This window comes from Bacteroides sp. OF03-11BH (assembly GCF_003604005.1).
Taxonomy (GTDB): domain Bacteria; phylum Bacteroidota; class Bacteroidia; order Bacteroidales; family Bacteroidaceae; genus Bacteroides; species Bacteroides ovatus.
Genome location: NZ_QTMW01000028.1, coordinates 20,745 through 46,868, shown reverse-complemented (window position 1 = coordinate 46,868; position 26,124 = coordinate 20,745). Strand labels below are relative to the sequence as shown.

The 26,124-nt window shown below is 44.5% G+C and carries 25 protein-coding genes; 18 read left to right on the top strand and 7 right to left on the bottom strand.

The genetic code is table 11. The features are described 5' to 3' along the window. Positions 1 to 169: 169 nt before the first annotated feature. A complete protein-coding gene (mobV, locus tag DXA54_RS18610; RefSeq protein ID WP_120080339.1) occupies positions 170 to 1,516 on the top strand; it encodes a MobV family relaxase in 1,347 nt (448 codons plus the stop codon). Positions 1,517 to 1,860: 344 nt separating this feature from the next. Here mobV and DXA54_RS18605 read toward each other — a convergent pair whose 3' ends face one another. Next, entirely contained in the window at positions 1,861 to 3,531 is a 1,671-nt protein-coding gene (locus DXA54_RS18605) for a leucine-rich repeat domain-containing protein (RefSeq protein WP_118032547.1), read from the bottom strand. A 551-nt stretch (positions 3,532 to 4,082) separates the two neighbouring features. Here DXA54_RS18605 and DXA54_RS18600 point away from each other — a divergent pair. The 10 genes from DXA54_RS18600 (at position 4,083) to DXA54_RS18550 (ending at position 13,293) form a co-directional block, all read left to right on the top strand. Continuing rightward, complete coding sequence (locus tag DXA54_RS18600) at positions 4,083 to 5,198, top strand: hypothetical protein (RefSeq protein WP_008664991.1); 1,116 nt, start codon at positions 4,083 to 4,085, stop codon at positions 5,196 to 5,198. Position 5,199: 1 nt separating this feature from the next. Continuing rightward, positions 5,200 to 6,021, top strand: a complete 822-nt coding sequence (locus DXA54_RS18595; RefSeq protein WP_117719693.1) for a helix-turn-helix domain-containing protein — start codon at positions 5,200 to 5,202, stop codon at positions 6,019 to 6,021. A gap of 80 nt (positions 6,022 to 6,101) precedes the next feature. Beyond that, positions 6,102 to 6,725 carry a CatA-like O-acetyltransferase, family 2 gene (locus DXA54_RS18590; protein ID WP_120080337.1) on the top strand — a complete coding sequence of 208 codons (624 nt, stop codon included), beginning with the start codon at positions 6,102 to 6,104 and terminating at the stop codon, positions 6,723 to 6,725. A 118-nt stretch (positions 6,726 to 6,843) separates the two neighbouring features. Beyond that, entirely contained in the window at positions 6,844 to 7,992 is a 1,149-nt protein-coding gene (locus DXA54_RS18585; protein ID WP_120080335.1) for a GyrI-like domain-containing protein, read from the top strand. Continuing rightward, positions 7,989 to 8,594 carry a hypothetical protein gene (locus DXA54_RS18580; RefSeq protein ID WP_120080333.1) on the top strand — a complete coding sequence of 202 codons (606 nt, stop codon included), beginning with the start codon at positions 7,989 to 7,991 and terminating at the stop codon, positions 8,592 to 8,594. Before DXA54_RS18585 ends, DXA54_RS18580 begins: the two co-directional genes overlap by 4 nt. Positions 8,595 to 8,651: 57 nt before the next feature. Further along, a complete protein-coding gene (locus DXA54_RS18575; RefSeq protein ID WP_120080331.1) occupies positions 8,652 to 9,497 on the top strand; it encodes an RteC domain-containing protein in 846 nt (281 codons plus the stop codon). A gap of 217 nt (positions 9,498 to 9,714) precedes the next feature. Then, positions 9,715 to 10,074 (top strand): helix-turn-helix domain-containing protein, encoded by a 360-nt coding sequence (locus DXA54_RS18570; protein WP_004325475.1) that lies wholly within the window; start codon positions 9,715 to 9,717, stop codon positions 10,072 to 10,074. Continuing rightward, positions 10,037 to 12,082 (top strand): bifunctional DNA primase/helicase, encoded by a 2,046-nt coding sequence (locus DXA54_RS18565; RefSeq protein ID WP_120080329.1) that lies wholly within the window; start codon positions 10,037 to 10,039, stop codon positions 12,080 to 12,082. The genes DXA54_RS18570 and DXA54_RS18565 overlap by 38 nt, the downstream gene beginning before the upstream one ends. Before the next feature lie 12 nt (positions 12,083 to 12,094). Next, positions 12,095 to 12,373: a helix-turn-helix domain-containing protein gene (locus DXA54_RS18560; RefSeq protein WP_004325472.1), complete on the top strand. Its 279-nt coding sequence runs from the start codon at positions 12,095 to 12,097 to the stop codon at positions 12,371 to 12,373. A 401-nt stretch (positions 12,374 to 12,774) separates the two neighbouring features. Continuing rightward, positions 12,775 to 13,293, top strand: a complete 519-nt coding sequence (locus DXA54_RS18550) for a dihydrofolate reductase family protein (protein WP_120080325.1) — start codon at positions 12,775 to 12,777, stop codon at positions 13,291 to 13,293. Between the two features lie 96 nt (positions 13,294 to 13,389). Here the strand turns inward: DXA54_RS18550 and topB are convergent, their stop codons facing one another. Genes topB through DXA54_RS18535 form a run of 3 tightly spaced genes read right to left on the bottom strand, consistent with a single transcriptional unit; the run spans position 13,390 to position 16,983 of the window. Then, positions 13,390 to 15,477, bottom strand: coding sequence for a type IA DNA topoisomerase (topB, locus tag DXA54_RS18545; protein WP_120080323.1), 2,088 nt, complete (start codon positions 15,475 to 15,477; stop codon positions 13,390 to 13,392). Further along, complete coding sequence (locus tag DXA54_RS28575; RefSeq protein ID WP_120080321.1) at positions 15,474 to 15,668, bottom strand: hypothetical protein; 195 nt, start codon at positions 15,666 to 15,668, stop codon at positions 15,474 to 15,476. Before DXA54_RS28575 ends, topB begins: the two co-directional genes overlap by 4 nt. Before the next feature lie 4 nt (positions 15,669 to 15,672). Further along, positions 15,673 to 16,983 (bottom strand): DUF3945 domain-containing protein, encoded by a 1,311-nt coding sequence (locus DXA54_RS18535; RefSeq protein ID WP_120080319.1) that lies wholly within the window; start codon positions 16,981 to 16,983, stop codon positions 15,673 to 15,675. A 248-nt stretch (positions 16,984 to 17,231) separates the two neighbouring features. On the opposite strand from DXA54_RS18535, the gene DXA54_RS18525 reads away from it, so the two are divergent. From DXA54_RS18525 to DXA54_RS18515, 3 genes are read left to right on the top strand one after another with little or no spacing between them, the layout of a single operon-like run. Then, positions 17,232 to 17,933, top strand: a complete 702-nt coding sequence (locus DXA54_RS18525) for a DUF6088 family protein (protein WP_120080315.1) — start codon at positions 17,232 to 17,234, stop codon at positions 17,931 to 17,933. Positions 17,934 to 17,942: 9 nt separating this feature from the next. Further along, positions 17,943 to 18,941 (top strand): nucleotidyl transferase AbiEii/AbiGii toxin family protein, encoded by a 999-nt coding sequence (locus DXA54_RS18520; RefSeq protein ID WP_120080313.1) that lies wholly within the window; start codon positions 17,943 to 17,945, stop codon positions 18,939 to 18,941. 2 nt (positions 18,942 to 18,943) lie between these two features. After that, entirely contained in the window at positions 18,944 to 19,750 is an 807-nt protein-coding gene (locus DXA54_RS18515) for a TIGR02391 family protein (protein WP_117809137.1), read from the top strand. A gap of 30 nt (positions 19,751 to 19,780) precedes the next feature. On the opposite strand, the gene mobC is transcribed toward DXA54_RS18515, so the two are convergent. Genes mobC through mobA form a run of 3 tightly spaced genes read right to left on the bottom strand, consistent with a single transcriptional unit; the run spans position 19,781 to position 23,235 of the window. Then, on the bottom strand, positions 19,781 to 21,790 hold the full coding sequence (gene mobC, locus DXA54_RS18510; protein ID WP_120080311.1) for a conjugal transfer protein MobC: 2,010 nt from the start codon (positions 21,788 to 21,790) through the stop codon (positions 19,781 to 19,783). A gap of 18 nt (positions 21,791 to 21,808) precedes the next feature. Then, positions 21,809 to 22,828: a relaxase/mobilization nuclease domain-containing protein gene (locus tag DXA54_RS18505; protein ID WP_120080309.1), complete on the bottom strand. Its 1,020-nt coding sequence runs from the start codon at positions 22,826 to 22,828 to the stop codon at positions 21,809 to 21,811. Beyond that, positions 22,813 to 23,235: a conjugal transfer protein MobA gene (mobA, locus tag DXA54_RS18500; protein WP_120080307.1), complete on the bottom strand. Its 423-nt coding sequence runs from the start codon at positions 23,233 to 23,235 to the stop codon at positions 22,813 to 22,815. Before mobA ends, DXA54_RS18505 begins: the two co-directional genes overlap by 16 nt. A 574-nt stretch (positions 23,236 to 23,809) precedes the next feature. Between mobA and DXA54_RS18490 the strand changes: the two genes are divergently transcribed. From DXA54_RS18490 to DXA54_RS18475, 4 genes are all read left to right on the top strand, one after another. Then, positions 23,810 to 24,592 (top strand): ParA family protein, encoded by a 783-nt coding sequence (locus tag DXA54_RS18490; RefSeq protein ID WP_120080303.1) that lies wholly within the window; start codon positions 23,810 to 23,812, stop codon positions 24,590 to 24,592. A gap of 1 nt (position 24,593) precedes the next feature. After that, positions 24,594 to 25,022: a DUF3408 domain-containing protein gene (locus DXA54_RS18485; RefSeq protein ID WP_120080301.1), complete on the top strand. Its 429-nt coding sequence runs from the start codon at positions 24,594 to 24,596 to the stop codon at positions 25,020 to 25,022. A gap of 2 nt (positions 25,023 to 25,024) precedes the next feature. Continuing rightward, on the top strand, positions 25,025 to 25,654 hold the full coding sequence (locus DXA54_RS18480; RefSeq protein WP_120080299.1) for a hypothetical protein: 630 nt from the start codon (positions 25,025 to 25,027) through the stop codon (positions 25,652 to 25,654). A 171-nt stretch (positions 25,655 to 25,825) separates the two neighbouring features. Then, positions 25,826 to 26,122 carry a DUF4134 domain-containing protein gene (locus DXA54_RS18475; protein ID WP_016276706.1) on the top strand — a complete coding sequence of 99 codons (297 nt, stop codon included), beginning with the start codon at positions 25,826 to 25,828 and terminating at the stop codon, positions 26,120 to 26,122. The last annotated feature ends 2 nt before the right edge of the window (positions 26,123 to 26,124 follow it).

Sequence of the window (26,124 nt, the reverse complement as noted above, 5' to 3'; positions counted from 1 at the left end):
GAAGGCTTTGAAAAAAGCCATAGCTCATTAGGGCTTTTTCTTAACGCAATGCACACATTGCTAAAAAAGCCCCAACGAGCCATAGGGGCGCCGCCCCTTTGGAAACCCCGTCTGCCATGCGGCATAAAGGCAAGGCAGGGGAAGTATTAACCTGAAATTATTGACAGTTATGGGATATGCAGTTTTGCATCTGGAAAAGGCAAAAGGGACGGACAGCAGGATGTCCGCACACATAGAGCGCACCGTTCACCCGAAAAATGCGGACAGAACGCGCACACACCTGAACCGGGAGCTCGTACAGTTTCCCGAAGGGGTGAGGAACCGCACGCAGGCGATAGCCCACCGGATAGAAACGGCAGGCATCAGACGCAAGGTGAGCGCCAATCAGGTGAAGGCAATCCGGATACTCCTTACCGGAAGCAACAAGGACATGAAGCAAATGGAAGCGGAAGGACGGATTGAAGACTGGTGTAACGACAGTCTGAAATGGATCCGGGAAACATACGGGGAGCAGAACCTCGTATCGGCAGTACTGCACATGGACGAGAAGACACCTCACATACACGCCACTATCGTACCGATAGTGACCGGGGAGCGCAGGAAAGCCAGAAAGGAAGAACAGAACGGGAAAAAGAAATACCGCAAGAAGAACACGCAGGATGTACGGCTGTGTGCTGATGACGTCATGGCAAGGCATAGGCTGAAACACTATCAGGACACCTACGCACAAGCCATGGGCAAGTATGGCTTGCAAAGAGGAATAGACGGTTCACTGGCAAAACACATCTCCACCATGCAATACTACAAGGGACTGGTAGAGCAACAGGACAGCCTGCAGGAGAACATAGAAACCCTGCTGGGGCTGGAAGAGGAAGCACAGAAGAAGTTAAAGCAGGTCAAGGGGGAAATCAACACGCAGAAGATGAAGAGCGCAGCGGTGAACGCCACCACAGCCATAGCGGACGGGGTGAGTTCTCTTTTGGGCGGCAGCAAGGTCAAGAGGCTGGAAGCGGAGAATGAGGGCTTGAAGCAGGATATAGCTAATCTGCAAAGACAAGTACAAGCCGAACAGAGGGAGCAAACAAAAATGGAGAACCGCCACAACAGCGAGATAAACAAGATAGACCGAAGTTACCAACAGAAAATTGCAGGGTACGACAACAGACTGAAACAGATAGACACCTATTTCCCTATCGTAACGGAACTGCTGCCCATAGCCGAACAATGCCGGGAAGTGGGGTTCACCGAAGAACTGACAAGGCAAATCGTCAGCCTGCAGCCCGTAGGGTTCAAAGGCAGGCTCTATTCGAAGGAACACAAGGAGAAGTTCAGGACGGAGCACTCAACGGCAACCATAGAGAGAAACCCGCAGGAGAATGGGAAATTCAGGCTATGCATTGACGGTATACCGATACTTGAATGGTTTAGGATGAAGTTTCAGGAACTTAAAGAAAAGCTGGGTGTAAGCCACACCCAAAAAGAGAAAAACAGACTAAAAAAGGGGGTTAAACTATAGTTTTTTAGGCAAAAAGATTATCATTATTGTCAAATTCTTCCGTAAAAACAACAATATTTATTCTATTTGTATTACATTTGCTACTGTAGAGTAAGCAGTAATGTTACTGCTTAAAAAATTCTTTAAATATGAATATAAAAAGAAGACTCACATAGCATCTTCCCCATTGCAAGGCTATGTTGAAGTCTCTAATTAAAGCAATGGTTTGGTACATAGAACATAAAGAAGCTATTGACACCCTAGTAAAATAGTTACGTGACATCTTTATAACTTTTTATTACCAGTAAAAAACAAAAGAGGTGAAGCATTGCTCACCTCTTTTTCTATACAAATATTTCACAATTTCATTCATTCCAAGGATAGCCACAAGTATCACAAACTCCATCATCTACATAATACCAATCTCCACACCTTGGACATTTTACACGATCTAAATAGTTATAATCATACTCCCTTTCTGTCTTTATATTCTCGTATAACTGCATATTGCAATTAATAAATTCTTTATATGTTAACTCTTTAATAATATCATGCAAATATTTAGGCAACATCCGTTCAATTTTTTCTTTATTACCTGGAGGTGTAGCTATAAGACCCATTGATTCATATTTTCGATAAATACTTCTTCCTCTACTTACTGTTGTAATTTCCTGACAATCACTAAAAGCGTACATCCCTATACGTTTAACAGAATCTGGAATATATACAGCTTTCAGATTCCTACAGTATCTAAATGCTAATCGATCTATGTATTGTACTGATTTAGGAATTATAATTTCCTTGAAAGATTTACATTGATAGAAAGCCGCCCTACCTATTCTTGTCACAGAATTAGGAATTAAAATATTTTTCAAGCTAGAACAACCAGAAAACATACTCTTATTAATGGACTTCATTGATATAGGAAGTTCAATAGTTTGTAACGAACTACATTTAGAAAAAACAGAGCTACCACAATAAATTAAATATTGAGGAAGCTTCATATTCTGTAATGATGAACAACCATAAAAGACTCCATTACCTAAATATTTTATAGATTCAGGCAAATTTATTTTCTGCAAAGCGATACAACTTTCAAACGCATTATCCTCAATTCTTTCTACCAAATCGGGCAACACTACTTCAACCACCTCACTTCTAAAAAAAGCATTCCTCTTTATAACATTCACAGAAGCAGGTACGTTAATTATCTTATAATTAGAATAACAACCAATAAGCGAGGATCCATCTTTAGTCAGAAGCAGATTATTTTCAAGAATAAAATTCTCTGATAGATTCTCAATTATTGCTTTTGTATATGCAAAAGGATTCTCTCCCATCCATTTGACTGTTGGCGAAATTGTAATTAATTCCAAATCAGAGCAATACCAAAAAGCATACCCACTTATTGCAACTACACTTTTAGGAATAATATAAGAAGTCACATTAGACTGAAAAGAAATAAGAACACGCTTATTCTTAGTAAACAAATTCTCATTTTCAACAGTAAAATTAGGGGAATTATTCACAAATTTAACTTTATTATATACTATGGGATTTCCTGTTATTTTTAACAAAGATTTCGGAAGTACAATTTCTTTCAAACTCGTATATGAAAAAGCCATTAGTCCTATTTCTTCTAAAGATTCAGGTAATTTAAGTTCCCGCAATGCTTTACAATCTTTAAAAGCAAACTCCTTAATAATCTTAACCGAATGACCCAAAGAAACTTCTCTTAAGAAACAACAGCCGCTAAAAGCTCTTTCCCCTATTACCTCTACAGAATCAGGTATAATAACATTAATAATAGTAGAACAACCTGCAAAAGCATAATCACAGATAATCTTAACACTTTCTTTTATTCTATATTCTCTACAAGAAAAAGTTTTATTATCAACATCAATTAATCGTAAACCATCACGACTATAAAAAACCCCATATTTGTCCTTCTCTGCTGAAACAAAATCGTAATCAGTAACTTTTGTCAATTGGACATGCTGTTTGTTATTCATATCTTTAACTTTCATTTTTATCATACTCACTAACAGTTGCTAAAAAGTTGGAATAATTTTACTTTTTTTATTTCATAGAACAACACATAGCCGAATCAACCTCGTAACCAATCACAAAATAAAAAAATAGACAGTTTAAATGCATAGTTAAATAAAACAAAAACACCCAATTCTACATTATAGGGTGTAAAACTGGGTGCAAGTCTCATAAATCACTGATAATCAATGTTTATTGCGGAGAGACAGGGTTATGAACCGACTCCCCAATATCCTTGAAATTCAATTTCTTATCATCATGTCAAAGCCTTAGGGGGTACAACTTAGGTTACAAGAATAACGCTTTTCTGTCACCTTTTGGCTGTTCGTTGTCTGCCTAAAACTACGGTTCAAAGATACGGCTTTCTTTTGATAAATGCAAATCATTGAAAATAAATATTCTGCGGTTAGTGCAAGGTGCAAGCTATATATAGATATATAGCTTGCACCTTGCACTAAAAATGCTCAAAATATTCTAGTCTTGATATTATTATCTTAAATTTGTATCCAAATATATCATAATTAAAGAGAAAAGCCTTATGAATAAATTACATATTATTACTAATAGAATATCTACAGCAATAACTCAACAACCAAGTTTGAAAAAAAATATCATTAAGGATTTTAAGTTTCTATTTTATCGTCACAATAGAGTTATATTGTTTTTAGTAAAGCATTTTCCTAACAATTCATTCTTTCGCTGGATAATAAAACTTAACACCGAAATTTGTTTATATTACTATTTTAAAAAGATATTACCTTTACCTCATTATCAAACAATATTAGATGAAGAATATAACATTATTTGCAAAACATTGGATAGCTTGAAAATTATCATTCCAATAGATGGAATTAATGATGTTTCAGGATGGAGTATTGTAAATGCAGACTATGCATCATGGTTTGGTATGGATAAACGAATTTCTATTACATCGGGAACTTGTTATTTTGCGCATGTCTTTTGCAGATGTTTGCAGCCTTTTATAATAGAGCAACAAACTAATTCCAATTTATGGAATATAATTAGATGGAGAATGCATCGACAATTTAGAAGAACGACAATTGGACTACTTACTAATAATCATGCAAAAGCATTTAGCTTTTTTAATCTAATCCCTGAAGACGAGTCTCTGTTATCAGGAATTGAAATATTTATAATTCTTCATGAAATGGGACATGCTTATATTGATAGTATAGAAGAACTCGTATGGCCTTTCAGCAAAAAACCTTCTCCTAATATTAGAAATAAAATGAAAAATGATGAAGAAATTGTGGCTGATATTTTTGCAGTACACGTATTGTATCATATTTACCTAACAGATAAAAATCAGATGTTATTACTTTTTGCACCTATTTTCTTTTTTCTTATTTATTCTTGGTTAGAAGAGGCAAATTTGATTCCGACTCCTAATAACCATCCTATAAATAGTAATAGATGTTCCTATCTAATGGAAGAAGTTCAATATTTACATCCGGAAAACGAGTATCAAATATATATAGACCTATTAAATAAGGTCTGGATAAAAAACAAGAAAAAGATATGTCGACAAGTCAATAATATACATGGAAATTACAATAAATACACTGATATATTGGAAAATGTGAGCAAGCGCATGAAAAATATATTAGACTCAATTAGTGATAAAGATTTGTAAAATGATTCAAGATGAGTTCAAGTTTTACAAACCTTGTAAGTTACTGCAACCTTACGTCAGGTATTATTGGGTATTCAAGAGCAATCGGCCGCTGGATGCCTTTACTTATCCTATCGGTTGCCCTCAAATCATCTTCCATAAGCAAGCACCACTATATATTCCCGAATTGAATGCTGCACAAGACAAACTTACCATCAGCGGACAAGTTAATTTTTCATCCCATTTGTATGCAGACGGCAATACAGAAATGATAGTGGTTGTATTCCACCCTCACGCTATGAGTATGTTTCTGAACATACCGACTTCACTCTTTTATAATCAAGAAGTGTCCGGTTACAGCCTTGAAAACAAAAGTTTGAATGAACTGGCTACACGAATATTTGACTGTGAGAATAATTCTATTTGCATAAGCTATATAGAAAAATGGCTGTTGTCACAAATTGCCGATAATTTAGCTGATACCACATACAGAATTAAAAGAATAGATGCCGCCATACAGCGAATATATATCACTCCGCAAATCTCTGTAAACGAATTATCTTCCATTGCCTGCCTGAGCAAAAAGCAGTTCGAGCGGTTGTTTCATTCCTTTGTAGGCATCAATCCCAAAGAATATACCCGTATCGTCCGCTTCCAAAAGGCTTTGGCGCAGATGCAGCATCAAGCGGGCAAAGAAATCAATCAGGCACAAATAGCATACGCCAGCGGTTATGCTGACCAGTCACACTTTATCCGGGAGTTCAAGAAGTTCTGCGGATATACGCCCATATCTTTACTGAAAGTATCAAATCCTTATTCCGATTTGTTCACCAATCCCGTGTAAATGTCCCGTTTGTTCTATCCGGGTTCAAACGCTTCTCCTACTTTTGCCGTCTGATTCATTAAATGAAAATAGCATTAAGTATGAAAGAAGTAAATCCCCAAGAAACCAGCCGGGCATACGCCTTTGAAATGTGGATGAACGCACCTATGCCAATGGTGACGTTCTTTAAGACACTCAATGTGTCACGCCTTGTGAAAATCAGCCGGAAATCGGGCATGAAGTTTAATATGTTGATGTGCTGGTGTATCGGCAAAGCCGCAAGAAACGTGAAAGAATTTTATCTGCTGCCCGTTGGCGGTAAACTGATGCAGTACGATACCATTGCAGTAAACACCATTGTCGCCAACAGAGAGGGCGAGGTAAGTTCGTGTGATATTCCTTTCTGCGATGATTTATCTTTGTTTAATCGACACTATCTGCGACTTACCAAACAAGTGGCTGAAAGTTGCGTCAATCACGACTTGACGGAAAGCATGGTTATCGGAACTTCCGCATTGGCACAATATGAAATAGACGGGGCTGTCGGGATGTATAGCGGCATTTTTAATAATCCGTTTCTTATTTGGGGCAAATACAAACGCCGCCTGCTGAAAACGACGCTTACCGTTTCTTTCCAGTTCCACCACACGCAAATGGACGGGGCGCACGCTTCCCGATTTTTAGACAGGGTTCAGAGAGCAATTGACAATTTGCAGTATAAGTAAGTTTGCTATAAATGATATACACAGGTTACGATTTTGCAGCTTATTTCAAAAATGACTATTTATGGTAACTGATTTCGTAACAGATTGAGTAACTTTGCTCTCAATAATAGAAACAGCAATGGAAACAGACATAGAAACCAAATATTGCCAAAGTTGTGGTATGCCGTTAGGAATTGAGGGTATTACAGAATATGGAACAAATTCTGATGGTACACTCAATCAGGAATTTTGTTCTTGTTGTTTGAACTCCGGCAAATATCTTTTTAATTTCTCAATGGAGTACCTCATTTATCTTTGGGGACTTTTCCCCGATTCTTATAATCAAATTGCTGGTACGAATTACAAAAGCGAGGAATTGAGAAATGTGTTATCCGACAGGTTACCCAATCTAAAGCGGTGGAAGCAAAAGATAAACACTGCCCATATACACTATGACCTTATAATGAATGTTCAAGAATATATTAACAGGCATTTATTTGAGGACTTAAATTGTGACAATTTATCTCATGTAGCTTGTATGTCTATGTATCACTTCCGGAGAGTATTCAAAGATGTTGTTGGAGAGAATGTCGGTGATTATATTCAGCGGTTAAGGTTAGAATATATTGCTTTCAAACTTATTTCAACGAATACAAGGGTATCGGAACTACTTGAACAGATAAATTTTCAAAATAAACATACTTTATCAAGGGCATTTAAGAAGCATTTTCAGATGTCTATTCCTGCTTTCAGAAAAGCATATTCAAATGTTGCTTATGAAAACAAGATTATAAAACGACTGGAGTATTCAATAAAGAGGATTAAAGAAATTAAAGTTGCATATTTGAAATTCGAGCGAACGCATAGAAATAAGCAAGCATATTCTACTTTGTGGGAGCAAATAATGGAATTTGCCAAGGAATACAATCTGACAGATAAAGGCTTCAAATACGTTAGCATCAGTTTGGATAGCCTTGATATTACGGAAATAGATAAATGCCGATTTTTGATTGGTATAACTGTCCCCTATTCAATGGAAATTCCTAAAGGTTTCAGTGTTCTAAACATAGAAACAGGTCTATATTCGGTATTCAATATAAAAGGAAGATACCATGAATTAAATAGAATTTATCGGGATATTTACCTTGATTGGTTGCCTAATAGCAAGTATAGTTTAAGAGAACAAATGACTTTTGAAATATATACCAATACTCCCGATAAAGCAAGCATGGAAGAATTGGTAACGGAAATCTATTTACCTATTGAAGTAAAACAAAAGATAAAATGAAAGACGAAATAATTCAATTTTTAAAAGAGAACATCATTGGTAAAACATTGCTTACTGGTGCAGTCTATAAATTAGAGAACGGAAATTTAGAAGGCGTATATAACGACAAAATGACATTCTCAAATTTAGTGACAACGGGAAACGGTTTCAAGTTCGACATGACAACTGTTACCCAAGAATTGGTTTACAATTTGGATGATAAAGGAGCAAGAACCACCATAGCCAAAGATTATACAGGAACGAGTGTGTTTTGTTATGAATTGGCAATGCGAAAAAGCACAAAGCAAATCACAGGTTATATGCGCTGTGTTTCAACAACAGTTCAAGATTCCACAATGGAAGCCGTAGTTTGTGGAATATTTGATGTAACTTTTGACGGGATAGAGCTAAAATGGCAAGAAAATCAGTTGTTATATAGAGATAATCCCATAGGAGAAGATAAATATAAACCTGTCGCTTTCAATTCTAAAGTTCGTTTTTATCTTGATAACGGGAAAGTCGTATTTGAATATTTGCCAACGCTTTGGGATATATCCCCTGACACATTGGAAAAAAGGTTGTCTAAAGATGATTATCCTCCTTATATATCAAAAGAACAATAACTGAATGAAAAAGAAGTAAAATCGAATAATAGCGTAATGAAATAAGCTATTTATACGATGAAAAAGGTAGTAGATAAGATATTAGAGCAAGTAGAGGTTGATATTTCAGAAATCGACCTCTACGGTTATGATATTATCGAAACCTCTCTTTCAATGGTACATAAACTGCAAACAGTTCTTGATGATTTGAGAACTAAAATACAAACCTATATATTTCCAACCAAAGGGGATGAAATCTTATTTTTCAAGACACAGAAACCGGAATTACTTGGTCGGTTGCTATTCTTCTATAAAATATATAAGATTGAAACACAATGTCCTAATGGTAGCGATGAAGTAATTAGAAATTATATCAATCGGGAACTGGATAATCTAACCTATTTCTTCAATCGCAATTTGGACTTTTATCAATACTACCGTTCACACTCCACTGTGTATGATGAATATTATTTTGTTCGTGGAAAAGCAGATTTGCGGTTATGTACCGATAGCGCACAGTTTGATAAAGACCCTAATTTCTCAACCGGATATGACTATAAAGTAGCAAAGATTATCGCCAATGAAATGCTGCGCATTTATCTGAATAAGCGATTGGTGAAACTGGTAACGAATAATCAGATAGAAGATAATCTACAAAGATGTTTCAAATACCCGTTCCGCTTCACAGGCAAAAAGTCATATCTTATCGAACTGGGATATTCTCTTGTATCTTCAGGCGACATAAACAATGGCAACGTGGAGATAAAAGAAATGATGAATTTCCTTAGCACGATATTCCACATTGATTTAGGGGATTATTACGCTTCATATATAGCCATGAAGGAGAGAAAAGACCGGACGGCATATCTTCATCATCTGATAGATAATCTTGTTAAGCGGATGAATGAGGATGATATGAAATAATCTCCAGTATTCCAGTATGTAGAAGTACCATGTTCTCCCCAACATGGTACTTTCTTTTTATGGTGAAATCTACTTTGAAAAATGACATTTTGGGGAACTTTTACGCCAATACTCCCCTAAAAATAGCTTGAAAAAAAGTAATACCATGATAGATATAACCATGACTTTTAGGTTATTTCTTCTCCCGAACTTTGCGGCAAATCAATAAGTTAGCAATATGGAGATTATAACATTTGAGTCAAAAGCCTATAAGGAACTTGACAACAAGATTACCGCCATAGCAGACTACATTTTCAATCACTTGGACGAAAACAAGACTGATGAAGATGAAATTTGGGTGGATAGTTACGAAGTCTGCACGTTCCTGAAAATCAGTGACCGTACTTTACAACGCCTACGGGCGGCAGGAATGATTTCTTACTCCGACATCAAGGGGCATTACTTTTACAAGATTAAGGAAGTAAAGCGAATGTTGGAAGAGCGCCTGATTAAGCGTGATAAGGAGTGTATAAATGAACTGATAACCAATCATCAGAAATATGTTAAGGAAAGAAGAAATTCTAAGCAGAACAAATAACGGTCTGCTTGTTTTCAAACATTACTTACCCGGTGACTGGCGTATTGGCAGGCACTTTCTTAATCCTCTTTATCAGGATAAGAAAGCATCCTGTAATATCTACTTTGACCGCCATAGCGGTATGTACAAGATGAAAGACTTCGGTAATGACAGTTACAGCGGCGACTGTTTCTTCCTCGTGGGGCAGTTAAAGGGGCTGGACTGCAACCGGGCGGCTGACTTCGTGGAAATACTGGAAACCATCGACCGGGATTTGGGCTTGGGGCTGGCTTCCGGCACTCCGGTTTCCATTCCCCCGGCAACCGTCTGCCGGGCAGTGCCGGACAAACCCGAAGAAACACCCGAAAAGCCCGTCAAGCCCTACCAGTTCCGGGAACAGAAATTGCCGCTTGCCGAATTAGTGTACTGGCAACAGTACGGCATCACGCCCGAACTGCTGGAACATTACAAGGTCTGTTCGCTCCGGGAGTACAACAGCGAAACGGCAGAGGGGAAACCGTACACCTACACTTCATCTGTGGCAGAACCCATGTACGGCTACAAGGGCAAGCAGCACATCAAACTGTACCGTCCGTTCTCCACACCCCGCTTCCTCTACGGCGGCAGCTTCGGCGAAAACTACTGTTTCGGACTGGAACAACTGCCCGCCAAAGGCGATACGCTCTTTATCACGGGTGGCGAGAAAGATGTGCTTTCGCTGACGGCACGCGGTTTTAATGCTATCTGCTTCAATAGCGAAACGGTGACTATCCCGCCTACGCTGGTTTATCGGCTAACATTCCGTTTCAAACACATCATCCTACTTTTCGATATGGATAAAACGGGCAAGGAAAGTTCACGCAAGCAGGAAAAGCTATTGGAAGAATTTGGCGTGAAACGTCTGTTGCTACCGCTTCCGGGAACGAAAGAGGAAAAGGACATATCCGACTACTTCAAAGCCGGGAACACCCGTGAAGATTTCCTGAAACTGTTTATCGAATTTTTAGACAACCTGTATAGCGACACATTGATTATGCTAAAATCATGCGAGATAGATTTCAACAACCCGCCTGCCAAAGCGCAAGAAATTATTTCAGCGGGTGACGTTCCGTTAGGAACACAAGGCAACCTGTTCGGCATCACCGGGGGCGAGGGAACGGGAAAGAGCAATTATGTAGCCGCAATCGTGGCAGGGTGTATCTGCCCGGCTGGTGCGGAAGTAGATACGCTGGGCGTACAGATAACCGCCAACGGCAGGCACAAGGCGGTTTTGCTCTATGATACCGAACAGTCGGAAGTGCAACTGTTCAAGAATGTAAGCAACCTGCTGGCACGTGCTAAACAGCCGGACAAACCCGATGAACTGAAAGCATTTTGTCTTACAGGTATGTCACGTAAAGAACGCTTGAACGCCATTGTGCAGAGCATGGATAAGTTCTATTACCAGTATGGCGGCATTCAGTTGGTCGTCATTGACGGCATCGCAGACCTTGTAAAGAGTGCCAACGATGAAGCGGAAAGCGTGGCGGTGATAGATGAACTTTATCGGTTGGCGGGCATCTACAACACCTGTATTCTTTGTGTGCTGCACTTCGTTCCGAACGGCTTGAAGCTGCGGGGACATTTGGGTAGCGAGTTGCAGCGCAAGGCGGCTACAATCCTTTCGATAGAGAAAGACGATGAACCCGCCCAGTCGGTGGTAAAAGCCCTGAAAGTAAGGGACGGAAGCCCGCTGGACGTTCCTCTGATGCTCTTTGCGTGGGACAAAAAAGCCAGGATGCACGTTTACAAGGGTGAGAAACCCCGTGAGGAAAAGGAGAAGCGCAAGGAAAGGGAACTGGTAGGCGTTGCCCGTGACATTTTCGGGCGACAGACACATATCACCTATATAGACCTTTGCGAACAATTACAGCAGGTCTTGGATGTCAAGGAACGCACCGCAAAGAGTTATATCCGCTTTATGCGTGAACGGGAGATTATCATTAAAGACCCGGTGAACCAAAGCTATTTTATGATAGGTCTTATTTAATCCGGTAGCCTTATGTATATAGATAAAGAAAACTTCGTGGCTTGGATGGAGCGTATCATGGATAGGCTCGATATGCAGGACAAAAAGATAGACCGTCTGTTAAGCGGTCACAATTACCTGAACGGCGAAAAACTCCTTGACAATCAGGATTTGTGCTTTATGCTGAAAGTGAGTACCAAAACCTTGCAACGTTACCGGAAGAAAGGAATACTGCCTTACTTGACGTTAGACGGAAAATATTTCTATCGTGCAAGCGACATACACAAGTTAATCCGTGAACGTACGGATTGAGTGATAATCAATATCATATATTTTCTTCTTTAAATCCTGTCTTGTTATGATAATAAGGCAGGATTTCTATTATTTGCAAGGTTATTTCGGTGATTTTCGCTACTTTTGCAAAAGTAACATAAGAGAATAACGGCGGTTGAACAGTTTCGGCTGCAATATCGTCATTATATATAACATATTCGTTCGCCGAATATCTCACTACGAAAACTGGCACTTTTCAAAAGAAACGGGATTTTCAGCGCAATGTCTATGCTATGCTTTGTCATAGCGTGGACTTGCCTGTTTCGTTTCTTTGGGTATGCCAGTGCCTCGTAGTGGAGCAGTGTAAGTTCACGCTTCTTTTTTTGAGGTAGCAGCGGACAGTTTGAAAAAAGATTATCAACTGTTTAATACCTGATAGGATGAAACAAATTAAAGCGCATATCGCCGTATCTCTTGACGGACATACAGCTACCTTAGACAAGGAACTGGACTGGTTGCCCAATGAAGTAAAAGCTATCGTTGGCAAATACTATTTGGATGCAGATTGTCTGCTTATGGGGGCGAACACCTACAACTACATCTTTGAACACTGGGGCGGGTGGCCGCACAAAAGCAAACGGTCTTTTGTGGTGTCACACTACGACACCAACGTGACGCCGGACTGCGGCGTGGAGTTCCTGACCGAAGAACCGCTGCAAAGGATTTATGAACTGAAACAGGAAACCGACATACTGGTGGTGGGCGGCGGCAAGCTGCTTACTTCATTGATTAAAGCCGGGTTGCTGGACAGCCTGACAATATACACCGTTCCGGTCATGGCGGGCAAAGGCATCGGCTTTATCGGGGAAACATCCGGCTCACATTGGAAACTCTCGGAAAGCAGGGTGCTGGATAACGGGGTGGTCTGTTCGACCTACCTGTTTGGCGGGAACGTATAAAAAATGCGCCCGGTTCCCGCCGGGCGCAACCACTAAAATTTCAATTATTATAAGTTGTAAAACCTATCACAATGAAATTTCAGTGGCAAAGATAGGCTATTTCTTCGGTTTCGCTTTCTTTTCGGGGAATGAAAAACCGACATTGAACTGTTCGTCCAGCACAAGCGAAGCATCGAAAGCCTTACCGTTCTTGCCCTTGAAGCCCTTGATTAGCCCAGTCTTGCATTTCGTCACCAGTTCGACAATCTGCTTGTCGGAAAGCTGCTTGTCGCACTTGTTGCGGAATATGGTTAGCGTGCAATCGACGTTGGAACACTTCGCCACTTTCGGGTAGAACAGGATGCGTCCGTTATTGCATTTGGGGCAGGGACAAGTTTCGCCATTGGCGATAGATAACTGCACCGAAAGTAGTTCCGCCGTGATTTGCGTTGCGTACACCTCGATACCCTTTCGGAACGTGTCGGCATCCATGCTTCCCGCTTCTATCTTGGTAAGGGCGGTTTCCCACATACCCGTCATTTCGACATCGGCAATCTTCTTGTCCTTGACAATCCTGTAAACGGCAAGCCCCTTGTCGGTAGGCACAAGGTTCTTCTTCTCACGCACGATGTACTGGCGGGCGAACAGCGTTTCGATAATCGCCGCACGGGTGGCGGGCGTGCCTATCCCGGCATCTTTCAGGCTGGCTTTCAGTTCGGCATCTTCCAGTTCCCTGCCTGCGTTCTCCATTGCCGCCAACAGGCTGCTTTCCGTGTGCAGCGGTTTCGGCTTGGTCTGCTTTTCGAGCAGATCCACGCCGGAGAGTGGCAAATATTCTCCCTCTTGGAGCGGCGGCAGGCTGGCGGCTTCTTCATCCCCACCCGTTTCCTGCTCGCCGAACACCACACGCCAGCCTGCTGATTTCATCACAGACCCTTTTACCGTGAAATCGGTATCTCCAGCCGACAATATGGCGGTGGTAACGTCTTTCACGCATTTGCCCGAAAAGGCTTCCAGCATACGCCCGGCTACCAGTTCGTAAACCGCCCGCTCGTCTTTGGAGAGTTCACCGGGCAGGTTCTCGGTAATGATTAAGGCGTGGTGGTCGGTCACTTTGCCGTCATTCACGCTGCGGCGGTTCAGGGGTGTGCCGTCCAGCCCGGCGGCATACCCGGCAAAGCGGGGGTATTGCCCTAACAGGGCGACACGCTCCGGCATTTCATCGAAAACGTCCTCCGATATATAGCGGCTTCCGGTTCTCGGATAGGACATCACTTTCTTTTCATACAGGCTTTGCGCTATGGAAAGCGTCTTGTCAGCCGAGAAGTCCAGTTTCGTGTTCGCTTCCTTTTGCAGCGTGGTAAGGTCGTACAAAAAGGGCGGTTCTTGGCTGGCTTCTTTCCTCTCAACGGATTTCACTACAAGCTGCCCGGCATCCTTTACCCGTTGCAGGGCGGCTATGGCTTCGGGCTGCTGTTCCCACTTGGCGGTCGATTGGGCGGTGAAAACCATTCCCCCGTTGGCGGTCGCCGCTTTGAGTTGCCAAAACTTGGCGGGTACGAAATTCTTGTTCTCCAAATAGCGGCTGCATATCATCACGAGCGTGGGTGTCTGCACCCTCCCCAGCGAGAACACCCCCTGCCCGGCGGCTACGCTCAACGCTTGGGTGGCGTTTATCCCTATCAGCCAGTCCGCTTCGCTGCGGGATTTGGCAGAGAGGTAGAGGTTATCGTAACATTCGCCCGGCTGCAAGTTATCCAGCCCCTCACGGATTGCCTTGTCGGTAAGGCTGTTTATCCACAGGCGCACAAATGGTTTCCGGCAGTTCAGGTAATGGAAGATATAACGGAAGATTAGCTCACCCTCACGCCCGGCATCGGTGGCGACAATAATCCGGTCGCATCGGTCGAAAACTTCCTTTATCACTTTCAACTGTTTCAACACGCCGGGGTCTGCCTTGTAGCCTTTCTCCGCTTTCACCTGACGGGGGATTAGCTGGAAATCGGGCGGCAGTATGGGCAGGCTCTCCCTGCGGAAGTTCGCCACGCCGTAGGCTTCCGGCATGGCAAGCTGGATTAAGTGGCCGAACGCCCATGTCACCATATACCCGTTGCCGGAAAGATAACCGTCATTACGCCCGGTCGCACCGATGATGCGGGCGATGTCTTTTGCCACGCTGGGCTTTTCTGCTATCAATGCAATCATATTGTTTCTTTTTTATGGTTTGTTACTGACTTGATTTTCCGTAAAATTTTACGGTCATAATAAATATGATAGCCGCCCACGTAATACTGGCGGTTGTGCCTGTCTATTTCTTTCCAGTCAGTTTTTAAAGAAAGGACTATGAAGAAAATCAGGACGGCAAGCGGAATAGCTATAATATAGATTAGCTGCATACTTTTATAATTTCATTCCTTTGGACTTCTTGGGCTTGTCCGCTTTCAGGCTCTTGTCCTGCTTCTCTTTCTGCTTGGCGGTGGGCTTGTCCTGACCCTGTTTCAGCGGCTCTTTGCCCCGCTTGGTGGCTTCGTTGGTCTTGCCCTCCGAATTGACCGCTACCTGCGTCCGGCTCTCGGCGGCGGGGGTAACGTCTTTCGGCTTCACCTTGTCGGGTGATTTGCCCTGTGCGCCGGGCTGCACATGACCGTTGAACTCAACGCCCTTGCCGTCCTTTATCCCGGCTACCTGCTGTTCTCCGGGCTGCTGTCCCAGCTGCAAGAACTGGACGGCGGCACGGGGCAGAAACTCCAAGCCACGTTCCACTGCGCTGACCTGCAAATAGGCACTGCGCTTTGTGCCGTCCCTGAATTGCAGGTTTTCCATTTTCACTGCTTGCCCGGCTTCAAAGGCGGCTTTCTGTTCCGGGCTGACTTGCACGCCGCAAATGGTGTCGGGGCATTTCCACTTGTCAGCCCGCATATACTCCAGTTCGTGCGTGTACCTGTCCCGGCTGACGGACACGGGGATTTGCTCGCCGCTTTTCGGGTCTTTGATTTCAGCGATGCCGCCCAAGTTGCCAGTGCCTTGCAAGTTGCCCTGTTCCTGCTTGGTGAACCCGTGTTCGTGGAACGGGCGTTGCAACAGTTTCTCGTCCTGCTGCACGCCGTGCAGCTTGGGTACTACCGTGCCGTTCTTTGCCTGATAGAAAGAGAGCTTGACATCGGTAGGTTTCAGGTAGAAGCCGCCCACCGTCCCCGAAACGGTGTAGGTGTTGCGGGACTTGTAGCCACGCATCACCCGGTCGAAGTCTTTTGTGTTTTTCAGGGGGTCGGCGGTGATACCGACTTTTTTCAGGTTCTCCCAGTCTATTTTTGACGGGTCGAAGCGGTAGCCCTGCTTGAACTCGTGGAAGTCGGGCTTCGGAACTTGTAACATTTCAGCCCGCTTGTCGCCCTCCGGCGTGGGGTTGCGGTGGTTGTCCTCGATTGCCTTTGCGTTCTGCTCCACTTCGGAAGCCTTAACACTGAAAAGTTCCAGTCCGGAAGTGTCCTGAAACTTGCGGAAGAAATTGGAAATGAAGTTGCTGAACACATCGCTGTTCTTGTCCACCTGCATGAACTCGCCGCCATGTCCGGTAGTGGGCGGTACGGTCTGCAAATTGCCGTCCTTGTCGATACCCTTAACGGCACTCACCTTTCCCTGCTGTTTATCCAAGACCAGCAGCACGTCTTTTTCCTGCCCCTCTACGGGCGGGGTCATTCTGTTTGCCATAAATAATTGGAATTTTAGTGGTTACGGGAATAGTCCCGCCCAAAGGTAGCGACTAAATATGCAATATTTGGACGGGCGACAAGGGCTGTCCGAATTTGTCCTGAACTGTCCCGATTTGTCCGTGGCAGATGAAAATATCCAACCAACAGTTGGAGAAATAAAAACATCTTCGGCAAAATATTTGTTATGTTTTTGCAGGTGATTACATAATATACTATCTTTGCAGTATAGAAACAAAGTACATAAATATGGCTTCATTCAGGAAAGAGATACTTGGGCAGATTGAACGGATAGATACCGGGCGTATATTCACGTTCCGGGATTTGTCGTTTGAAACGGAAAAGACCGCCAATGTTGCGGTGCTGCTCTCCGAACAGAGCCGCAAAGGGGTACTGGTACGGGTTGAAAAAGGGGCGTACTACCGCCCCAAGAAATCGGTCTTAGGATTGGGGAAGCTGCCCGTCTATCAGGATGAACAGTTTCGTTATCTTACCGAAAAACTGAACGGCTATATCACGGGGGCTTACGTCTATAATAAAATGGGGCTGACCGAACAGGTCGCCACAACCATAACGATAGCCACTCCAAACCCGGTTCGCCGTTTCCGCTTCAAAAATTTGGACGTGGAGTGCGTGAAAGCCTACTGCATGGACTACCCGGATGAAAGCCTTGTCCCGTACTTGCGGCTGCTCGATGCGATAAAGGACATGAAGCGCATACCCGGAACAACCGGGCAGGACATCTACAACCGGGTCAAAAGCCAATATTTTAACGGGTACAGCCTGCCGGAACTGGAAAAAATCGTATCTTTGGCGAAAAGTTACCCGCCACGTGTCAGAAAGGTGGTGGCGGACATACTGGGCGACATCAGACAAACCGTATTGCAAACGGAAATGGCAAAGACCATTCTTCCCACAACACGGTTCAACTTGGATTATAAAACGGCATAGGACAGAAATATGAATTTACATTCGGACAAGGAAGCGTTCAAGGAAATCATCGCACTGGCGGCTGAACATTTCGGCTACGAGCAGTCGCACGTGGAAAAGGATTACTGGGTATCGAAGATACTGCGGGATATTTCCATGTCCGAATATGCGGATAAGACCTACTTCAAAGGCGGGACTTCACTTTCCAAAGCCTACGGGCTGATAGAACGCTTCTCGGAAGATTTGGACTTGTTCGTGTTCACGGGAGATAAAGGTGCGTCCAAGCAGGCGGAAAAGACATTAAACAAGAAACTTTCCAAATACATAGCCGAACTCAACAGTGACATATACAAGGAAGATTTGTCGGAAACGGGCGGTAATTACCGCAAACTGTATTTTTCTTATGACAATATATTTCAGGGTGTGGGACTGAAAGAACATTTGGAAGTAGAAATAAAGTCTTGTGACCTGCCGGACAAAAAACTAATGTTCTACCCGGCAGACAAGCGGGTTATCAAATCGATTGTGACCGCCTTTCTTGAAAGTATCGGGCAAGAGGAACTGATAAGCACCTACGGGCTGGGAAGTTTTGAAACGCAGTGCATCAATCCCCGAAAGACTATCTGCGACAAGGTTTCAAGGCTGGTAAAGCTGTCTTACAATGAGGATGCAGCCGCACTGTTGGCAAAGCATATCCGTGACGTTTACGACTTGTCGGCACTCTACCACAATCAGGAATATAACGATTACCTACATTCGGAAGATTTCTTGGATGCCATGTACCGGGTGACGATAGAGGACGGGCTAAACAAAAACTCCCGTTCGCACTTGTCGCTGGCTGATGCACCAATATTCAAGGATGCCGAAGCGGTCATGGCGTTACCCGAAGTGGCTACGGCGTACATTACCGATTTGAAGAAACTGACCTTTGACAAAAGCAAGATGCCGCCGATAGGCAAGGCTGTGGAAGCATTGGAGAACCTACACGAAATACTGGTTAAATTTGAAATTTATCGGAATAGTATATAATTATGGCAATTGTGAAAAGAAGATGTTTTACTCAAGCTACGTTAGAAGGTATCGCCAAAATATTGGGAGATACAAGTAATGGCTTAACGGGAAGTGAAATACAATACCTTTTACAACAATCTCAAATTGAAGATATTGATTCACAAAATACCAAATGGAAAAGGTTATATAGTGCTTTTGCAAATTACCAAAACACACATCAGTGTTCTAACAAAATACTTTATTTTATTCAATTAGCTTTATCTCCTGCCAAATTTGTAAATAATGAGTACGAGTTTACAGAAAAAAGAAATGCAATAAATCAACAATTAGCGTTTATCGGCTATCAACTAAATGAAACAGGAAAATTTAGTGAAATAATTCAAGCTAAAACGATTTCAGAAGCGCAGCAAAAAGCAGAAAACCTAAAAACAAAATTAGAGAACCGCAACGCACATTTGGCTCTCTTTAAATATTGTAAGGCTGAGTTGCTAACAAACAACTATTTTCATGCTGTCTTTGAAGCAAACAAAGGTTTATTTGATAGAATTAGGGACTTGTCATTGTATAATGAAGACGGGAACAAGCTAATAGAGTATGTATTTAGTAATACACCTATATTAATTATAAACAATTTCCAGTCAAAATCTGAAATAGACGAGCATAAAGGATTTTGTAACCTTTTAAAAGGATTATGTGGAATGTTTAGAAATCCTGAAGCTCACGAACCTAAAATTAGCTGGAACATAACAGAACAAGATGCTTTGGAAATTTTAGCAATGATTTCGTATTGCCATAGAAGATTGGATAATGCACAAAAAATAAGATAGCAGAAAAATTCCGCTATCCTATTTCATTATTTATTCTTCCTCTTTAATCAAGTGGCATAACTCCGGGTCGTTCTTAATCCGGGTTATCTCGTCCTCGACAATCTGCCGGACTTCCTGACGGATGCGGTCATAGTTGGCTTGTATCTCCTCCTGCATCCGGTCGTTGCCGTCCTTGTCGGTGAAGTCGATTATCTGCGGCAGCTTCACGTAACGGGCGGTTTCCCGCTTCACCTTTTCATTGTCCACCACGATTTCGCAGTGGAAAATCTTCTGCTCTATCCGTTCATCGAAGTTGTCCGCCACAGCCCCCACGAACATACCTTGCGTGAGATTGGATATTTTGCTGGCGGGTATCAGGCTGTCCATTTGGGTGCTTATCGAGGTGGATTTCTCCCGCTGGTTGATTGTCATGCTCTGCCGTTTCTGCAACACCTTTCCGAAACGCTCGGAAAGGATTTTCGCCGTTTCACCGACTACCTGACCGCTGAACACGTTACCCACCGTATTTTGGATTACCCGGCTTTCCTTGTCCCCGTAATCACGGGTAAGCTGGCTGTAATCCTGAAAGCCCAACAGAACCGCAACCTTGTTGCTTCGGGCGGTGGCAATCAAATTATCAAGCCCACGAAAATATATAGTCGGTAATTCATCTATTATCACCGAACTTTTAAGCTGACCTTTCTTATTTATCAGCTTCACGATACGGGAATTATATAATCCCAGTGCTGCCGAGTAGATATTTTGGCGGTCAGGATTGTTGCCGACAACCAAGATTTTAGGCTCTTTCGGGTTGTTGATGTCAAGTGAAAAATCATCCCCCGTCATTACCCAGTAAAGGGCGGGTGAAATCATCCTTGAAAGCGGGATTTTCGCACTGGCAATCTGCCCCTGCAACTGCTCTTGGGCATCTGATTCCCAAGCATCCACGAACGGGGAAAGGTAGTTTTCCAGTTCGGGGTAGCTACGCAAAATGGTGAATACATCGGCGTATTTCTTATTCAACAGTTCAATGGCATGGGGGAACGTGCAATACTTACCGTCCTGATAGATACGGAGATACCAAATTATAGCCGCCAAAAGAATAATCGGGCTTTCCACGAAGAAGTCGCCCTGTTTGCTTATCCAAGAGCGATTGAGGTTAAGCATTATCGTGTAGCTGGCTTCATAGGCATCCGCAATGTCCGACATGAAGCTGGCGTTTATCGGGTTGCATCGGTGGCTCTTGTGGGGGGCGTCAAAATTGATAACGTAAAACTTCGGCTTTACCTTGTAGCCATCCAAGTGGTTAAGCAGATGATTATAAGCAATTTCCGACAAATCGGGGAACTTATAATCATAGCAGTAGAGCGCAAAGCCTTTCTCGATTTGCTGTTTTATGTAACTGTTTACCACCGCATACGACTTACCGCTACCCGGTGTTCCCAGTACAAGACTGGCACGGAACGGGTTCACGACATTTATCCAGCCGTTATTCCATTTCTTCTTATAGTAGAAACGGGTAGGCAGATTTACCGAATACCCGTTCTCGATAAGCCTTGTTTCCTGCTGAAAACTTTCGTTCTCGGTATTAAAGACATCATCCATTAGGTTGTTCTTCAACAACCGGGACATCCACGTACCCGCCATAAGCATACAGATATAGCCCGCCGACAGCGTAGCGATATAAAACACGGCATCCGCCGTATGTGGCAGGGGAAGTTCCAGCAGCCACCAGTTCAGAAAGAACAAAGTTATTCCCGCCGCAAGGCTGCAATGTATCTTTGTCCACGTTATCTTTTCCTCTTTCACGCCCTTAGTGCCGATACACGACAGGGCGAGGAACACCACCGAAAAAAGTTTTGTCCAAAGAACGGATGAGAACAGCCCGGTGGTGCGCTGGAAGTTCCACAGTATCTTGTCTATCACTTCAAAGGTCACTCCCCATTCTTTCAGGGTGGAGTAACAGAACCAGTACACGTTTATTCCCACGAATAGAATGCTGATAGCCCGCATAAAGTCCATGACCCGTGCAAGCCCTCTCAAATCATCTTCCTGTTGCATGATTGTAATGTTTTTTAGTTAGTCGATGCGCCTTGTGCGCTTCTTTTTCTTCTTTCTCTTTTGGCGGGCGTTGTCCTGCGGCTCGTCACCGCCTGATGCACCGCCGCCCAGCAAACCGCCGAAAGCTCCCAGCACGGAAGCCACACCCGGAACAATGTCGGCTTTCGGCGTGAAGCCCGGCTGTTCCTGATGCGGGGATTGCTCCTGCCGTATATTCGTTTTTCTTTCATCGGAATACAGGTCGTTGAACACGTTCGCCGAATACTCCTTGCCCAAGCGGGAGCCATTCAGTACCACCCGGCTGTCATGGTCGATGAACGTAACACCATAGATGCGCCCGCTGTCGTTCTGACGGAATACCACGTCAATGCCCTGATAGGGCTTGCCGTTTATCTCCCCTTTGACTTCCTCGGCGCACACGTTGTAAACGGCAAGCAAAGCCTTGTACTCCCCGAACGACTGGAAGCGGTAGCCGTAGCAAGCCGCTTTCACGGTATTGCAGATTTGGTGCTTCACGTCCCCGGCGGCATAGTCCACCTTTTTAAGTTCCGGGCGTTCGGCACGTTCCTTTCGCTCTGCCGGGTGCAGCCCGTATTTCTTTTCCAGTTCACGGGTGATTTGCTTGCTGCGCCGATGCTCGAACCTGTCATTCAGCGGTCTGCCGTTCTCGTCCACCCGCAACCCCACGATGTGGATATGGTGGCGGTCGATGTCGGTATGCTTGTACACCAAATAAGGCTGGTCGCCATAGCCCAACTTCCGCATATACTCTTTGGCAATGTCGGAAAGCTGCTGGTCGGTCAGCACGTCTTCCGGGTGCGGGTTTATGGAAATATGAAGTATCGGCTTCTTGGTGGATAGCTGGACGGGCATCTGCATTTCAAAGCTGCGCATACACTCGCCGATAGAGAAATTCCCGTCCTCGCTTAACAGCATCCGGTTGGAGAAAAGCACCTTTGCTTCCTCGCTGTCCACCTTGTTTTGGTTGTATGCCAGTGCGCCGAACATATTGCCGCCCGTGCTTATTTTGGCAACCATGGTTCTTTACATTCATTAGTTAATGCTATAACTTGGCGGTTCAATGCCGACAATTCAGTGGTCGCTTTCTCCAATTTATAGAGAAAAGCCAGTGCCTTTTTCTCCGAAAAATTGCTGTGCAACGCCTTTACCACTTGGTTGTAATTGACCGCTACCGCCCGGAACTGGGCATATAATTCGGTCAGCCGAGCGCAATACTCGACCGCCGACTTGTCCACTTTCACCACCCGGAACGGCTCGCCGAACAGCCGGGCGGCGATGAACCGGGACTTGCTCGTAACGCCCGACTGCTCCCATTGCGAGAGGAAGCGGGCGTTCTCCCGGTCGTTCAGGTAAAGGACATGGCGATGTTTCGCCGGGTCTGCGAGGGCGGGGCGACCGCCCTTGTTTGGTTTTCTTGTTTCCATGCTTCTTTGGATTAAAAAAATTACGACTTCGGAGTGATTTTTACCCCCGCAAGGGGCAAGGCGTTTTCAGGCACGGAAAACGGTTCTATGTGCCATAGAACACACCTTGCTATTTTCTATAAATTCCTCACGTTCGGCAAAACAAGCAAGCTCGCTTTGCTCTCACTTAATCGGAATTTTCTGACGAAAATCGAAATCCGTCACGGACGGATTGGGGTTAGCGTGGAACGGTAAGCCCTGCCGTTCACCAGCCCGGTTTTACACCTCTGCCCCCTGCGGTTTGTTACTCCGCTGCAAAGTAACGGTGATTTATAATGCTGTAAAATAGGCGGTTGGTGGACAAAACGGGACAACGCAGGACAAATCGGGACACATCTAAAAACGAACGTTTTTTCTCCTTTTATTTGCAGAAGATTTCAAGAAAGCAGGATTGCAGGATTTCAAGAAAGAATGAAAGCAGGAAAACAAGATTGAAATAAAAAAGTCTTTCAAGATTTCAAGATTGCAATATGGAAAGAATGGAAGCTATATGGCTGGATTGATTGAAAGCAATAAATAAATCTATCAACCAATAATGAACGAAAGCAATATGGAAAACGAGAAAACACCCCTTTATGTCGCCTTTTCCACCCAAAAGGGCGGGGTCGGCAAAACCACCTTTACCGTGCTGGCGGCGAGTTACCTCTATTACCTCAAAGGCTACGATGTGGCGGTGGTCGATTGCGACTACCCGCAACACTCCATTGCCGGGATGCGAAAGCGGGATGCCGAGCAGGTCGGGGCGGATGAAGATTACAAGCGCATGGCGTATGAACAGTTCACCCGGCTGGGGAAGAAAGCCTATCCGGTGCTGTGCAGTTCACCTGAAAAGGCGATTGCAACGGCTGACGAACATATAGCCGCCGGACACGTGCCGGATATTGTCTTTTTCGACCTGCCCGGCACGGTGAACAGCGAGGGCGTGATAAACTCCCTTGCGGGCATGGACTACATTTTCACCCCCATTTCAGCCGACAAGGTGGTGCTGGAAAGCAGCCTGTCGTTCGCAATGGCTATCCAAAAACTATTAGTGAAGAATGAAGCCTGCCGACTTGCCGGGCTGTACCTATTTTGGAACATGGTGGACAGGCGGGAGAAAACAGACCTTTACACCGCCTATGACAAGACGATTAAGGAACTGGAACTGCCGCTGATGAAAACCTTTATCCCCGACACCAAACGCTACAAAAAGGAACTGGTGGCGGATAAAAAGGCGGTGTTCCGCTCCACGCTCTTTCCCGCCAGCCGCCCGTTGGTAAGGGGAAGCAACTTGGAAGAACTGATAACCGAAATAGTGTACTACATCAAATTACAATGATATGGCAAAGCAAAGCGGCAGGATGCCGAAGATAGACGAGGATTTCATGAAAGAACTTATCTCGCAAGGCGTACCCGCCAAGCGGGAGAGCCAGCCGGATGATGCACCGCAGCCCGGCGGCGAAACGGAAACCGCCCACGAGGGACGGCAGACTGAAACGGTGCGGGTGGAGAAACCGACATCCCGCAAGCGCAAGGGTGGCACGGGTGACTACCGGGAAACCTACTTTCAGAAAGTGGAACTGGCAGACCGACAGCCCTTGTACGTGAGCCGTACCACGCACGAGAAGCTGATGCGTATCGTGACGGTGATAGGCGGGCGCAAGGTGACGGTAAGCAGCTACGTGGAAAACATTCTGCTGCGCCACTTCGAGCAATACCAAGACGAGATAAACACCCTGTATGAAAGTCACTTTCAAAAACCCGTATAGCTATGGTGGTCTATTGCATACTTACCGGGCTGGTGGTGTACTATATCGCCCTATGGCTGTGGTATCGCTACACGGACAGCCGGACATCACCGGGCAGAACGGATGATGCACCGCTTCCACGAAACGGGGTTTCAGGCTACACGCTGATAGGTGAAAGCCGATACAAGGGCGGACTAATCGGGACAGCGCAGGACAAATCGGGACACCTCCCGAAAGCGGCTGAAAATGATACTATTTTTGCGCCGCAGGCTGACGGACTGCCGGAAGAAACGCCCGGTTACGAGAATGACGAACCCGACTACGAGGACGAGGAAATAGCCGGGTACATGGACGATGACGATGATACCGGGCGGGCTACGGGCGTGAGCTTTGACGAACTGGACGAAGCGGTACGCACGGCAAACGCCGACACCTCCACCGAAGCTGAACAGCGGCAAGCCGCCGGAACACTGGCAAGCATTGAGGGGACAAACCTCTACGATGCGGTGGTGGAGAACATCAACGGCGGGCTGGCAAAGGTAGCGGAGCTGCTGGGACGCAACGAAACGGAACTGGCTATGGCTGCCGTCCCTGCCGAAGCTGGCGGTACAAGCAAGGAACATGAAGCGTTCGACATGAACGATTTCCTATAATATAATAATGTGTAACAATATGAAGAAACGTGACTACGGTTGATTGGCAACCTGAAAACCAACAGACGGCATCCGTGCCGCAACCACTAAAATTTCAAATTATTCATCCACCGGGTGACAGCGGACTATCCACCCGCTGCCCCGGCATTAAAAATCTAAAATCTATTCGTAATGAAAAAGAAATTCTTTTTGTCGGCGGCTCTCCTTGCCGCCGTGGTAAGTGCCTACGCACAGGGCAACGGGCAGGCGGGCATCACCGAAGCCACGAACCTAATCACCGGGTATTTTGACCCCGGCACAAAATTAGTGTACGCAATCGGGGCGGTCTGCGGCTTGATTGGCGGGGTAAAAGTATATAACAAATTTTCAAGCGGCGACCCCGACACCTCAAAGACTGCCGCCAGTTGGTTCGGGGCGTGTATCTTCCTGATTGTCGCCGCCACTATCCTGCGGTCGTTCTTCCTCTAAAC

Coding starts and splice junctions, on each gene's coding strand:
- mobV (WP_120080339.1), top strand. CDS start 170: ATGGGATATGCAGTTTTGCATCTGGAAAAGGCAAAAGGGACGGACAGC.
- DXA54_RS18605 (WP_118032547.1), bottom strand. CDS start 3,531: ATGATAAAAATGAAAGTTAAAGATATGAATAACAAACAGCATGTCCAA.
- DXA54_RS18600 (WP_008664991.1), top strand. CDS start 4,083: ATGAATAAATTACATATTATTACTAATAGAATATCTACAGCAATAACT.
- DXA54_RS18595 (WP_117719693.1), top strand. CDS start 5,200: ATGATTCAAGATGAGTTCAAGTTTTACAAACCTTGTAAGTTACTGCAA.
- DXA54_RS18590 (WP_120080337.1), top strand. CDS start 6,102: ATGAAAGAAGTAAATCCCCAAGAAACCAGCCGGGCATACGCCTTTGAA.
- DXA54_RS18585 (WP_120080335.1), top strand. CDS start 6,844: ATGGAAACAGACATAGAAACCAAATATTGCCAAAGTTGTGGTATGCCG.
- DXA54_RS18580 (WP_120080333.1), top strand. CDS start 7,989: ATGAAAGACGAAATAATTCAATTTTTAAAAGAGAACATCATTGGTAAA.
- DXA54_RS18575 (WP_120080331.1), top strand. CDS start 8,652: ATGAAAAAGGTAGTAGATAAGATATTAGAGCAAGTAGAGGTTGATATT.
- DXA54_RS18570 (WP_004325475.1), top strand. CDS start 9,715: ATGGAGATTATAACATTTGAGTCAAAAGCCTATAAGGAACTTGACAAC.
- DXA54_RS18565 (WP_120080329.1), top strand. CDS start 10,037: ATGTTAAGGAAAGAAGAAATTCTAAGCAGAACAAATAACGGTCTGCTT.
- DXA54_RS18560 (WP_004325472.1), top strand. CDS start 12,095: ATGTATATAGATAAAGAAAACTTCGTGGCTTGGATGGAGCGTATCATG.
- DXA54_RS18550 (WP_120080325.1), top strand. CDS start 12,775: ATGAAACAAATTAAAGCGCATATCGCCGTATCTCTTGACGGACATACA.
- topB (WP_120080323.1), bottom strand. CDS start 15,477: ATGATTGCATTGATAGCAGAAAAGCCCAGCGTGGCAAAAGACATCGCC.
- DXA54_RS28575 (WP_120080321.1), bottom strand. CDS start 15,668: ATGCAGCTAATCTATATTATAGCTATTCCGCTTGCCGTCCTGATTTTC.
- DXA54_RS18535 (WP_120080319.1), bottom strand. CDS start 16,983: ATGGCAAACAGAATGACCCCGCCCGTAGAGGGGCAGGAAAAAGACGTG.
- DXA54_RS18525 (WP_120080315.1), top strand. CDS start 17,232: ATGGCTTCATTCAGGAAAGAGATACTTGGGCAGATTGAACGGATAGAT.
- DXA54_RS18520 (WP_120080313.1), top strand. CDS start 17,943: ATGAATTTACATTCGGACAAGGAAGCGTTCAAGGAAATCATCGCACTG.
- DXA54_RS18515 (WP_117809137.1), top strand. CDS start 18,944: ATGGCAATTGTGAAAAGAAGATGTTTTACTCAAGCTACGTTAGAAGGT.
- mobC (WP_120080311.1), bottom strand. CDS start 21,790: ATGCAACAGGAAGATGATTTGAGAGGGCTTGCACGGGTCATGGACTTT.
- DXA54_RS18505 (WP_120080309.1), bottom strand. CDS start 22,828: ATGGTTGCCAAAATAAGCACGGGCGGCAATATGTTCGGCGCACTGGCA.
- mobA (WP_120080307.1), bottom strand. CDS start 23,235: ATGGAAACAAGAAAACCAAACAAGGGCGGTCGCCCCGCCCTCGCAGAC.
- DXA54_RS18490 (WP_120080303.1), top strand. CDS start 23,810: ATGAACGAAAGCAATATGGAAAACGAGAAAACACCCCTTTATGTCGCC.
- DXA54_RS18485 (WP_120080301.1), top strand. CDS start 24,594: ATGGCAAAGCAAAGCGGCAGGATGCCGAAGATAGACGAGGATTTCATG.
- DXA54_RS18480 (WP_120080299.1), top strand. CDS start 25,025: ATGGTGGTCTATTGCATACTTACCGGGCTGGTGGTGTACTATATCGCC.
- DXA54_RS18475 (WP_016276706.1), top strand. CDS start 25,826: ATGAAAAAGAAATTCTTTTTGTCGGCGGCTCTCCTTGCCGCCGTGGTA.